The sequence below is a fragment of the Clavibacter lycopersici genome, from assembly GCF_003576405.1.
Classification (GTDB): domain Bacteria; phylum Actinomycetota; class Actinomycetes; order Actinomycetales; family Microbacteriaceae; genus Clavibacter; species Clavibacter lycopersici.
In genome coordinates this window covers 1-11260 of sequence record NZ_QWGT01000077.1, presented here as the reverse complement: position 1 = coordinate 11260, position 11260 = coordinate 1, and the positions used below count along the sequence as shown (strand labels likewise).

The window sequence follows — 11260 nt, the reverse complement described above, 5'->3', positions numbered from 1 at the left end:
GAGGACGCCGACGCGGGTCTCGCGCCGGATCCGCGGACCGACGGAACCCAGCCCGCGTCGTCCGGCGGCGCCGGCACCGTGCGCGGCGAGGCCACCCTGGTGAACCGCGACGGCCTGCACGCCCGGCCGGCGGCGGACTTCGTCACGCGCGCCGCAGGCTTCCAGGCGGCCGTCACGGTCAACGGGCAGAACGCCGCATCGCTCCTCGGGGTCATGGCCCTCGGGCTCACCCGGGGCGCGCACGTCGTCATCGAGGCGACGGGCGAGGACGCCGAGGAGGCGGTCACCGCGCTGGTCGAGCTGATCGAGTCGGGGTTCGGGGAGGCCTGACGACGGGGTGCCGAAGGCGGGGGATCAGAGGGCGTCGAGGTAGGTCCACGATCCCGCGTGCCGGACGAAGCGGCTGGCCTCGCGCTGGCTGCCGCGTTCCCCGCCCTGCCGGAAGGCCGCCTCGAAGTCGACGACGCCCGTCGCGTCGTCGAGGCCGCCGAGCGACGTCCGGTGGATCGTGAGCCGGAACCAGCGGACGGACGCGTCGAGCTCGATCTCCTCGGGGCGCGTCGACGGGTGCCAGCTGCGCGCGAGGTAGGCCGCGTCGCCGCGGGAGTAGGCGGCGAAGCGGGAGCGCATCAGCCGCTCGGCGGTCGGAGCCCGCGCGTCGCCCCGGTGCAGCGGCCCGCAGCACGCGCCGTACGGATCACCGCTCGTGCACGGGCACCACGCGTCGTCGTCCGGTGTCGACCACGGGGCGGCGGGGGTGAGGCGCGTCATCCCCCGAGCCTGCCACGTCGGGGACCCGGAGCAGGATGGAGGAGCGGCCGCCCACGCGACCGCGCCACCACGACCCGAGGAGAGCACCATGACCCCCGCAACCGACCTGCTCGTGGACGCCTACGGACGCATCGGCGAGATCGTCCGCGACGCCGTCGACGGACTCGACGCCGGCGACCTCGCCGTCCGCCCGGATCCCGAGGCCAACTCCATCGGCTGGCTCGTCTGGCACCTCGCCCGCGTCCAGGACGCGCAGGTGGCCGACGTCGCCGGTCGGGACCAGACGTGGACGACCGGCGGCTGGGCCGACCGCTTCGCCCTCCCGTTCGACGAGTCGGCGACCGGCTACGGGCAGTCGTCCGAGGACGTCGCGGCGCTCGAGGGCGTCACCGCCGACCTGCTCATCGGGTACCTCGACGCCGTGCAGTCGGCGACGCTCGCCTACCTCGCGGATCTCGACGACGACGAGCTGGACCGCGTGGTCGACGAGGACTGGACCCCGCCCGTGACGCTCGGCGCGCGCCTGGTCAGCGTGCTCTCCGACGACCTCCAGCACGCCGGCCAGGCGTCCTACCTCGCGGGCCTCGTGGCGCGACGCCGCTGAGCGCAGCCTCGCGCCCGTCGGATGTCAGGCGGGCAGCTCGGACTCGATGAGCGACACGATCTCGGGCGCGTCCGGCTCCACCGTGGGCCGGAAGCGGTGCACGGCGCCGGACGGCGTGACGACGAACTTCTCGAAGTTCCACTTCACCCGGCCGGCCTTGCCGTCCGCGTCGGGCGTCTTCGTCAGCTCCGCGTAGACGGGGTGCGCCGACCGGCCGTTGACCTTGACCTTCTCCATCATCGGGAAGGTGACGCCCCACGTGGTGGAGCAGTACTCGTCGATGGCCTCCGCGGATCCGAGCTCCTGGAGGAACTGGTTGCTCGGGAAGCCGATGACCGTGAACCCGCGCTCCCCGTAGGTGCGCTGCAGCTGCTCGAGCTTCTCGTACTGCGGCGCCAGGCCGCAGCGGGAGGCGACGTTCACGACGAGCACGACCTTGTCGGCGTACGCGCCGAAGGTGGTGGCCTCGCCCTGGAGGGTGGTCAGCGGGATCTCGTCGAGCCGGGGATGCGTCATGCGCCGAACGTAGCCCCGTCCCCTGACAGCGGCGCCCTCACGACGGGAGGCCGGCCGCCTCATGGCGACCGGCCTCCCGGATGCGGATCGGGTCCGCGGTGCGTCGTGCTAGTTCGCGAACTCGGTGACGGTCGCGTCGGCCGCGACCTTCGTGGCGCCGACGTCCACGCCGTGGTACGTGAGCAGCGTGTCGACGGTGTCCTGGATCTCCGCGTCCCGCTCCTCGCCGGTCCAGCCGAGCGCCTCCTGCAGGACGTCCGCGATCTCCGCGAGCATCTCGTGGGTCACGCCGCCGACGAACGCGAGGTTCGTCCGGCGCAGCACGACGTCGGCCAGGTGCACCGCGTCCTCGTGCGTGGCGAAGTACGCGATCTCGGCCCGCGTCAGCTGCGGGTCGGTCGCGAGCGGCGTCGAGGGCTGACCCGACAGCACGTCGATGACGCTCGTGGCGCGCGTGCCGTAGCGGTTGAGCAGGCGGTCGACCTGGTCGGTGCCGATGCCCTCCGCGCGGGCGGCCTGCGTGGCGATCCAGCGGGCGCGGGCGGTGCTGGAGGACGGGAAGTCCTTGCCGCCGCCGATGGGCATGCCCGTCGTGTCCACGGAGCGCTCGACGCCGAGGCGCGTGGTGGCCTCGGTGGAGAGGTGCGCCGACAGCGCGCGGAACGTCGTCCACTTGCCGCCGACGAGGCTGAGCACCTTGCTGCCGGACAGGCCCGCGATCTCGGTCTCGACGATGCGGTAGTCGCGCGACACGAAGCCGGGCGCCGTGTCCTCGTGCCGCGGCAGCGGGCGGATGCCCGAGTAGCGGTACACGATGTGGTCGCGTCCCAGCTCGATCTGCGGGAAGACGTGCTTAACGAGGTCGAAGAAGTAGTCGACCTCCTCCTCGGTGCAGACGGCCGGCTCGCTCGGGTCGGCGTCGATGTCCGTGGTGCCGATGAGGACGCGGCCCTTGAGCGGGTAGATGAGCACGATGCGGCCGTCGTTGTTCTCGAAGAAGATCTCGCGGCCCTTCGTGGCCTCGAGCAGCTCGGCGTTGTCGACGACGATGTGCGAGCCCTTGGTGCCGCCCATGAACTGGGTGTCGCCACCCATGGCCTCGTTGGTGAGGTCGGTCCAGGGGCCGGAGGCGTTGACGACGACGTCCGCGGTCACGACGAACTCGGTGCCGGAGATCACGTCGCGCAGCTTCACGCCGCCGTCCGCGACGCCCACGGCCTCGAGGTAGTTGGCGCTGCGGGCGTGGTCGCCGGCGGCGAGGCCGTCCTTCAGCACGTCGAGCGCGAGGCGCTCGGGCTCGTGCACGGAGGCGTCGTAGTAGGTGCCGGTGAACTTCACGTCCTTGTTCAGCGCGGGCATGTCCTCGCGGGCGGCCTTGCCGATGCGGAAGCGGTGGCGCGGCACGGATCCGCCGTCGCGGGAGAAGGAGTCGTAGAGCGTCATGCCGACGCTGATGAGCAGGGCGCCGCGCTCCTTGGTGGAGCGCTGCTTGTGGGTCAGCATGCGCAGCGGCGCGTTGAGGATGCCGGAGAAGGTGGAGAAGATCGGCATGGTCGTCTGCAGCGGCTTCACGTAGTGGGGCGCGATGCGGATCAGGCCGTTGCGCTCCTCGACGGACTCGCGGACGAGCCGGAACTCGCCGTTCTCGAGGTAGCGGATGCCGCCGTGGATCATGTGCGAGCTCGCCGCCGAGGCGCCCGAGCCGTAGTCGGCGCGCTCGACGAGCACGACGTCGACGCCCTGCAGCGCGAGGTCGCGGAACGTCGCGATGCCGTTGATGCCGCCGCCGATGACGAGCACCTGGGCGCTCGGGCGGTCGTGGATGCGGGCGACGTTGTCCCGCAGGTCGGTCTTCTTCGACTGGGTCACGAGGGGCTTCTCTCTGTCAGTGCATGCGCGCATCGTGCGCGCGTCTCGGACCATCATCCGCCCGCGAACGGATCATGCGAAGCCCGTGCACGGATGTGCAACCATGACCGGATGGTCGACGGCATCGCGCACGAGCGCACCCAGGACGCCCTGCGCGCGGCGCACCTCTACTACATGCAGGACCTGACGATGGAGGCGATCGCCCGGGAGCTCGGCACCAGCCGCTCGTCGGTCTCCCGGCTCCTCTCGTACGCCCGGGAGACGGGCCTCGTGGACATCCAGATCCGCTCCCCGCTCGACCTCGCGACGGTGCTGGGGGAGCAGCTGCACGACCGCTACGGCGTGGTCGCGCACGTCGTGCCCGTGCCGGACCAGACGAGCGACGTGGATCGGGTCGACCGGGTCGCGCTGTCGGCTGCACGGATGCTCACCCAGTACGTCGACTCGAACATGGTGATCGGGGTCGCGTGGGGCTCCACCGTGAGCGCCGTGAGCCGCTACCTCGTGCCGAAGCCGACGCACAACACGCTCGTGGTGCAGCTGAACGGGGCCGGCAACGTGCGCACCACGGGGATCATGTACGCGAGCGAGATCCTGCGCCGCTTCGGCCAGGCCTATGGCGCGACCGTGCAGCAGTTCCCGGTGCCGGCGTTCTTCGACGACCCGGCCACGAAGCTCGCCCTCTGGCGGGAGCGGAGCACCAAGCGCGTGCTCGAGCTGCAGGAGCGGATGGACATGGTGCTGTTCGGCGTCGGATCCCCGGCGGCGCTCGTGCCGAGCCACGTCTACTCGGGCGGCTACCTCGAGCGGTCCGACCAGCGCGCGCTCGACGCGGACGGCGTGGTGGGCGACGTCTCCACCGTCTTCTTCCGGGAGGACGGCTCGTCGGCCGACATCGCCATCAACGCGCGCGCCAGCGGGCCGGACCTCGCGACCATCCGCCGGGCGCCGCGGCGCGTCTGCGTGGTCGCGGGCGCGTCCAAGGCCCGGAGCCTGCGCGGCGCGCTGGCCGCGGGGCTGGTGACGGACATCGTGCTCGACGAGGGGACGGCGCGCGCCCTGCTGCAGTAGCGGGGAGAGGAGGTGGCGGTGGGCGATACCGGACTCGAACCGATGACCTCTTCCGTGTGAAGGAAGCGCGCTACCAACTGCGCCAATCGCCCGTGCTCGCACCGCGGACGGTGCGGATCCATGATGCCATACCGCGGGGCCGGTCGCGGTCACCGGCGCGGCGGGCACGAGGCCGTGAGCGGCCGCGCGCGCGACACGCCCGGGTGCTCGTCGAGACCGGGTCCACCCGATCCGCGTGAACACGGGGCGAACGCCGCGTGGACCCGCTGTCGGGGACGGCCCGGCGCGCGCCGTTTTGCACCGGCGCCGACAGATCGGCTAGAGTCATCGAGCACGCAGGGTTGCCGGGAAGCCGGGAGCAGCGAGCGAAATGCGGATGTGGCGCAGTGGTAGCGCATCACCTTGCCAAGGTGAGGGTCGCGAGTTCGAATCTCGTCATCCGCTCGAACAGGGGCCCTGAGAGGGGTCCCTTTCACAAGGTGGGAACCACCGGTGGTGGGGTGGCCGAGAGGCGAGGCAGCGGCCTGCAAAGCCGTCCACGCGGGTTCAAATCCCGTCCCCACCTCGAGCAAGTGCATGAGCGATTGGCGCAGCGGTAGCGCGCTTCCCTGACACGGAAGAGGTCGCTGGTTCGATCCCAGTATCGCTCACCACGCAGAAGGCCCCGGGAGACCGGGGCCTTCTCCTTTTCCCCGGTGCGCGGCGCCCGGTGCCCTCGCGCGCGCCGCATGCGCCCGGATCCGCGCTCCCGGCGTCGAGGAGGCCCCGTCGCACGCCGGTAGTCTGGATCGGTTCCCTCCCCGTCCCGCAAGGAGCCCTCAGTGGTAGACGCCGCCCAGCCCGAGATCCACGACGAGGCCGCGCCCGCGGAGACGACCGCCCCCGTGGCGACGCCCGTCGAGGCCACGGAGGCGGGGACCGGGTTCACGCTCTTCTCCGACCGCGCCGTGGTCGCCATGCGCGTCGACGGTGAGCTGAAGGACCTCGCGGCCGCGGTCGCCCCCGGCGACCTCGTGGAGCCCGTGCGCATCGACTCGCCCGACGGCCTCGCGATCCTCCGCCACTCGGCTGCGCACGTCATGGCGCAGGCCGTGCAGCAGATCAACCCGGAGGCGAAGCTCGGCATCGGCCCTCCCGTCGCGGACGGCTTCTACTTCGACTTCGACGTCGCCGATCCGTTCACGCCGGAGGACCTGAAGGCGATCTCCAAGAACATGGAGCGGATCATCCGCCAGGGCCAGCGCTTCACGCGCCGCGTCGTCTCCGAGGAGGAGGCGCGCGAGCTCATGGCCCAGGAGCCGTACAAGCTCGAGCTCATCGGGCTCAAGGGCGGATCCAGCGAGGAGCTGGGCGAGGACGGCGAGTCCGTCGAGGTCGGCGGCGCCGAGCTCACGGTCTACGAGAACGTCGACGGCAAGACGGGCGAGGTGTTCTGGCGCGACCTCTGCCGCGGCCCGCACCTCCCGAGCACGCGCATGGTCGGCAACGGCTGGGCGCTGTCGCGCGTCGCCGCGGCCTACTGGCGCGGATCCGAGAAGAACCCGCAGCTGCAGCGCATCTACGGCACGGCCTGGCCCACCAAGGACGAGCTGCGCGCGTACCAGGGCCGCGTCGAGGAGGCGCTCAAGCGCGACCACCGCCGCCTCGGCGCCGAGCTCGACCTCTTCTCCTTCCCCGACGAGATCGGATCCGGCCTCGCCGTCTTCCACCCGAAGGGCGGCATCATCCGCCGGGAGATGGAGGACTACTCGCGCCGTCGGCACGAGACGGCCGGGTACGAGTTCGTCTACTCGCCGCACATCACGAAGTCGAACCTGTTCGAGACGAGCGGGCACCTCGACTTCTACAAGGACGGCATGTTCCCCGCCATGCACCTCGACGAGGCGCGGAACGACGAGGGCGAGATCACGCGCCAGGGCGCCGACTACTACCTCAAGCCCATGAACTGCCCGATGCACGTGCTGATCTACCGGTCCCGCCAGCGGTCGTACCGCGAGCTGCCGCTGCGCCTGTTCGAGTTCGGCACGGTCTACCGCAACGAGAAGTCCGGCGTGATCCACGGCCTCACCCGCGTGCGGGGCATGACGCAGGACGACGCCCACATCTTCACGACCCGTGAGCGCATGGCCGACGAGCTGAAGGGGACGCTCGAGTTCGTGCTCTCGCTGCTGCGCGACTACGGGCTCGACGACTTCTACCTCGAGCTCTCCACGAAGGATCCGGAGAAGTTCGTGGGCTCCGACGAGGTGTGGGAGGAGGCGACCGAGACGCTGCGCCAGGTCGCGGTCGAGACGGGCCTCGAGCTGGTGCCGGATCCCGCGGGCGCCGCCTTCTACGGCCCCAAGATCTCCGTGCAGGCGCGCGACGCCATCGGCCGCACGTGGCAGATGTCGACCATCCAGCTCGACTTCAACCTGCCCGAGCGCTTCGGCCTCGAGTACACGGCCAACGACGGCACGCGCAAGCAGCCGGTGATGATCCACCGCGCGCTGTTCGGATCCATCGAGCGCTTCTTCGGCGTGCTCACGGAGCACTACGCGGGCGCGTTCCCGGTGTGGCTGTCGCCCGTTCAGGTCGTCGGGATCCCCGTGGCCGAGGACTACGAGGAGTACCTCGGCGGCGTCCTGGACGCGCTCCGCGCCGAGGGCGTCCGCGTCCAGCTCGACACGTCGGACGACCGGATGCCGAAGAAGATCCGCACGCACACGAAGGCGCGCGTCCCGTACCAGCTCATCGCGGGCGAGGACGACCGGGCCGCGGGATCCGTCAGCTTCCGGTTCCGCGACGGCACCCAGGTCAACGGCGTGCCCGTGGCCGAGGCGGTCGAGCGCATCACGGGTGCCATCGCGCGCCGCGAGCAGGTGGTGACCGCGTGGCCCGTCTGACGATGTCGGACCACGAGCCCGGGGGAGAGGACGAGCCCACCGAGGTGCGCGTCGACGACCCCGGCCACCTCGCCGGCGTGCCGGACGAGTTCCAGCGCCTGTGGACCCCGCATCGCATGGTCTACATCCAGAACGGCCAGCAGCCGGATCGCGATGAGTGCCCGTTCTGCATCGCGCCGTCGATGTCGGACGAGGACGCGCTCATCGTGGCGCGCGGCGAGCACGCCTACGTGCTGCTCAACCTGTTCCCGTACAACAGCGGGCACCTGCTCGTGTGCCCGTACCGCCACATCGCGACCTACGACCTCGCGAGCCCGGAGGAGGTGGCCGAGATCGGCTCCCTCACGCAGACCGCCATGCGGGTCGTGCGCGAGGTGTCGCGGAACGACGGGTACAACATCGGCATGAACCAGGGGCAGGTGGCGGGCGCGGGCATCGCCGAGCACCTGCACCAGCACATCGTGCCGAGGTGGGGGCAGGACGCCAACTTCCTGCCGATCATCGCGAAGACCAAGGCGCTGCCGCAGCTGCTGGGCGACGTCCGAGCATCCATCGCAGCAGCCTGGCCCGCCCCCGCGGGCGAATAGGATAGGGACCACAATGACTGACACCAACACCCCCGGACAGGTCGGCTCGAGCCGCGTCAAGCGCGGACTCGCGGAGATGCTCAAGGGCGGCGTCATCATGGACGTCGTCAACGCCGAGCAGGCGCGCATCGCGGAGGACGCGGGAGCGGTCGCCGTCATGGCGCTCGAGCGCGTCCCCGCCGACATCCGCTCGCAGGGCGGCGTCGCCCGCATGAGCGACCCCGACCTCATCGACCAGATCAAGGCCGAGGTCTCCATCCCCGTCATGGCCAAGGCCCGCATCGGCCACTTCGTCGAGGCGCAGGTCCTGCAGTCCCTCGAGGTCGACTACATCGACGAGTCGGAGGTGCTGAGCCCGGCCGACTACGTGAACCACATCGACAAGTGGGGCTTCACCGTCCCCTTCGTCTGCGGCGCGACCACGCTCGGCGAGGCGCTCCGCCGCATCACCGAGGGCGCGGCCATGATCCGCTCCAAGGGCGAGGCCGGCACGGGCGACGTCTCCGAGGCCACCAAGCACATCCGCACCATCAAGAGCGAGATCCGCGCGCTGAGCGCCCTCACGCACGACGAGATCTACGTGGCCGCGAAGGAGCTGCAGGCGCCGTACGACCTGGTGCTCGAGGTCGCGAGGACGGGTCAGCTGCCCGTCGTCCTGTTCACCGCGGGCGGCGTGGCCACCCCGGCCGACGCGGCGATGATGATGCAGCTCGGCGCCGACGGCGTGTTCGTCGGATCCGGCATCTTCAAGTCGGGCAACCCGGTCGCGCGCGCCAAGGCCGTCGTCACCGCGACCGCGCTGTTCAACGACCCCGACGCCATCGCCGAGGCGTCGCGCGGGCTGGGCGAGGCGATGGTCGGCATCAACGTCGCCGACGTCCCCGCCCCGCACCGCCTCGCCGAGCGTGGCTGGTAGCACCTCGGCTCCGCACGGCGACGGTCCGCTCGTCGGCGTCCTCGCGCTGCAGGGGGACGTCCGCGAGCACGTGCGCGTCCTCGAGGGCTTCGGTGCGCGGACGCGGCTCGTGCGCCAGCCGAAGGACCTCCCCGGCATCTCCGGTCTCGTGATCCCCGGCGGCGAGTCCACCGTCATGGACAAGCTGTCGCGACAGCTCGGCGTGGCGGCACCGCTCCGCGCCGCCATCGACGACGGTCTGCCCGTCTACGGGACGTGCGCGGGACTCATCATGCTGGCCGACGAGATCGTCGACGCGATCCACGACCAGCGGAGCATCGGCGGCCTCGACGTGTCCGTGCGGCGGAACGCGTTCGGATCCCAGACGGCGTCGTTCGAGGTCGACCTCGACGTGCCCGCGCTGGGCGACCCGCCCGTGCACGCCGTGTTCATCCGCGCGCCCGTGGTCGCCTCGGTCGGCCCGGCCGCATCGGCGCTCGCGTCGCTCGACGACGGCCGGGTCGTCGCCGTGCGCCAGGGCGCGCTCCTCGGCACCTCGTTCCACCCGGAGGTCACGGGCGACCTCCGCTTCCATCGCCTCTTCCTCGACATGGTCGAGGACGCGGGCCGCACCCTCTGACCTCTCCGGTCCCTCGGCGGGGCCGCCCGATGGTCCATCATTGACAGCGAGCAGACGCCGCGTAAGGAGAACCACCCGTGTCCGGACATTCCAAGTGGGCGACCACGAAGCACAAGAAGGCGATCATCGACTCGCGGCGCGCCAAGTCGTTCGCGAAGCTGATCAAGAACATCGAGGTGGCGGCCAAGATCGGCGGCGCCGACATGTCCGGCAACCCGACCCTCGTCGACGCCGTGCAGAAGGCCAAGAAGACCAGCGTCCCGAACGACAACATCGACCGTGCCGTGAAGCGCGGCGCGGGCCTGCTCGGAGAGGTCGTCGACTACCAGACGATCATGTACGAGGGCTACGCCGCCAACGGCGTCGCGATGCTCGTGGAGTGCCTCACGGACAACAAGAACCGCGCGGCCGCCGAGGTCCGCACGGCCATGAGCCGCAACGGCGGCACGATGGCCGACCCGGGCAGCGTCGCCTACAACTTCCACCGCAAGGGCGTCATCGCGGTGCCGCACGCCGATGCCCCGACCGAGGACGACGTGCTGACGGCCGTGCTCGACGCGGGCGCGGAGGACGTGACCGACCACGGCGAGGTGTTCGAGATCCGCTGCGAGCCGTCCGACATGGTCGCCGTGCGCCAGGCGCTGCAGGACGCGGGCATCGACTACGACTCCGCCGACGTGGAGTTCGTGCCGCAGGTCAAGGTCGAGGTCGACCTCGAGACCGCGCGGAAGGTGAACAAGCTCGTCGACGCGATGGAGGACCTGGACGACGTCCAGAACATCTACGTCAACAGCGACGTGCCCGCCGACGTGCAGGCCGCCCTGGACGACGACGACGAGGAGTAGGACCCCATCGCCGGGGCACGACAGAGCGGCGCGGGCGGCAGCGGCCCGTCCGTGCGGATCCTCGGGATCGACCCCGGCCTGACGCGCTGCGGCGTCGGCGTGGTCGACGTCTACGCCGACCGGTCCGCCCGGCTCGTGGACGTGCAGGTCGTGCGCACGAGCCCGACGGCCGAGCTGCACCACCGGCTGCTCGCGGTGGGCGACGGCATCGAGGAGCTCGTCGATCGGCACCGGCCGTCCGTGGTCGCGATCGAGCGCGTCTTCGCGCAGGACAACCTCTCCACCGTGATGGGCGTGGCGCAGATCACGGGCGTGGCGCTCGTCGGCGCCGCGCGGCGCGGGCTCGACGTCGCCCTGCACACGCCGAGCGAGGTCAAGGCCGCCGTCACCGGGTACGGCCAGGCCGACAAGAGGCAGGTGGCGACGATGGTGGCGCGGATCCTCGGGCTGGACGAGCTGCCGACGCCCGCCGACGCGTCCGACGCGCTCGCCCTCGCGATCTGCGCCGGCTGGCGGGCCGGGATGTCCCGCGCCGGCATCGCGGGGACCCCGGCACCCGCGCGGACGGTCGTCGCCG

General features: G+C 71.3%; 12 protein-coding genes and 4 tRNA genes. 12 read left to right on the top strand and 4 right to left on the bottom strand.

Annotated features, from left to right (window positions below):
- A partial coding sequence (locus DZG00_RS07270; RefSeq protein ID WP_233550093.1) for an HPr family phosphocarrier protein occupies positions 1-330 on the top strand: 330 nt, incomplete at its 5' end.
- A gap of 24 nt (positions 331-354) precedes the next feature.
- On the opposite strand, the gene DZG00_RS07265 is transcribed toward DZG00_RS07270, so the two are convergent.
- Entirely contained in the window at positions 355-771 is a 417-nt protein-coding gene (locus DZG00_RS07265) for a YchJ family protein (protein WP_119381967.1), read from the bottom strand.
- 88 nt (positions 772-859) lie between these two features.
- Here DZG00_RS07265 and DZG00_RS07260 point away from each other — a divergent pair, with 88 nt between their 5' ends.
- Entirely contained in the window at positions 860-1375 is a 516-nt protein-coding gene (locus DZG00_RS07260) for a mycothiol transferase (RefSeq protein WP_119381966.1), read from the top strand.
- A 24-nt stretch (positions 1376-1399) separates the two neighbouring features.
- Here the strand turns inward: DZG00_RS07260 and DZG00_RS07255 are convergent, their stop codons facing one another.
- Positions 1400-1891, bottom strand: a complete 492-nt coding sequence (locus tag DZG00_RS07255; protein WP_119381965.1) for a glutathione peroxidase — start codon at positions 1889-1891, stop codon at positions 1400-1402.
- Between the two features lie 108 nt (positions 1892-1999).
- Complete coding sequence (locus DZG00_RS07250) at positions 2000-3760, bottom strand: glycerol-3-phosphate dehydrogenase/oxidase (protein WP_119381964.1); 1761 nt, start codon at positions 3758-3760, stop codon at positions 2000-2002.
- A 111-nt stretch (positions 3761-3871) separates the two neighbouring features.
- On the opposite strand from DZG00_RS07250, the gene DZG00_RS07245 reads away from it, so the two are divergent.
- The gene (locus DZG00_RS07245; protein ID WP_119381963.1) at positions 3872-4831 is read left to right on the top strand and encodes a sugar-binding transcriptional regulator; all 960 of its coding nucleotides are present in this window, start codon (positions 3872-3874) and stop codon (positions 4829-4831) included.
- Positions 4832-4850: 19 nt separating this feature from the next.
- On the opposite strand, the gene DZG00_RS07240 is transcribed toward DZG00_RS07245, so the two are convergent.
- Positions 4851-4923: transfer RNA gene (locus DZG00_RS07240), tRNA-Val, on the bottom strand.
- 280 nt (positions 4924-5203) lie between these two features.
- Between DZG00_RS07240 and DZG00_RS07235 the strand changes: the two genes are divergently transcribed.
- The 9 genes from DZG00_RS07235 to ruvC all read left to right on the top strand — a co-directional run.
- Positions 5204-5275: transfer RNA gene (locus DZG00_RS07235), tRNA-Gly, on the top strand.
- Positions 5276-5325: 50 nt separating this feature from the next.
- Positions 5326-5396: transfer RNA gene (locus tag DZG00_RS07230), tRNA-Cys, on the top strand.
- Positions 5397-5409: 13 nt separating this feature from the next.
- Positions 5410-5484 (top strand) — tRNA-Val (locus DZG00_RS07225).
- 168 nt (positions 5485-5652) lie between these two features.
- Entirely contained in the window at positions 5653-7716 is a 2064-nt protein-coding gene (gene thrS, locus DZG00_RS07220) for a threonine--tRNA ligase (RefSeq protein ID WP_119381962.1), read from the top strand.
- Positions 7717-7718: 2 nt separating this feature from the next.
- Positions 7719-8303 carry an HIT family protein gene (locus tag DZG00_RS07215; protein WP_199688981.1) on the top strand — a complete coding sequence of 195 codons (585 nt, stop codon included), beginning with the start codon at positions 7719-7721 and terminating at the stop codon, positions 8301-8303.
- Between the two features lie 13 nt (positions 8304-8316).
- Positions 8317-9219 carry a pyridoxal 5'-phosphate synthase lyase subunit PdxS gene (gene pdxS / locus DZG00_RS07210; RefSeq protein ID WP_119382817.1) on the top strand — a complete coding sequence of 301 codons (903 nt, stop codon included), beginning with the start codon at positions 8317-8319 and terminating at the stop codon, positions 9217-9219.
- Positions 9209-9838 (top strand): pyridoxal 5'-phosphate synthase glutaminase subunit PdxT, encoded by a 630-nt coding sequence (pdxT, locus tag DZG00_RS07205; protein ID WP_119382818.1) that lies wholly within the window; start codon positions 9209-9211, stop codon positions 9836-9838. Before pdxS ends, pdxT begins: the two co-directional genes overlap by 11 nt.
- A 77-nt stretch (positions 9839-9915) precedes the next feature.
- Positions 9916-10683 carry a YebC/PmpR family DNA-binding transcriptional regulator gene (locus DZG00_RS07200; RefSeq protein ID WP_119382819.1) on the top strand — a complete coding sequence of 256 codons (768 nt, stop codon included), beginning with the start codon at positions 9916-9918 and terminating at the stop codon, positions 10681-10683.
- 51 nt (positions 10684-10734) lie between these two features.
- Positions 10735-11260, top strand: a 526-nt coding sequence (gene ruvC, locus DZG00_RS07195; protein ID WP_119455490.1) for a crossover junction endodeoxyribonuclease RuvC, incomplete at its 3' end; no start/stop codon positions are given.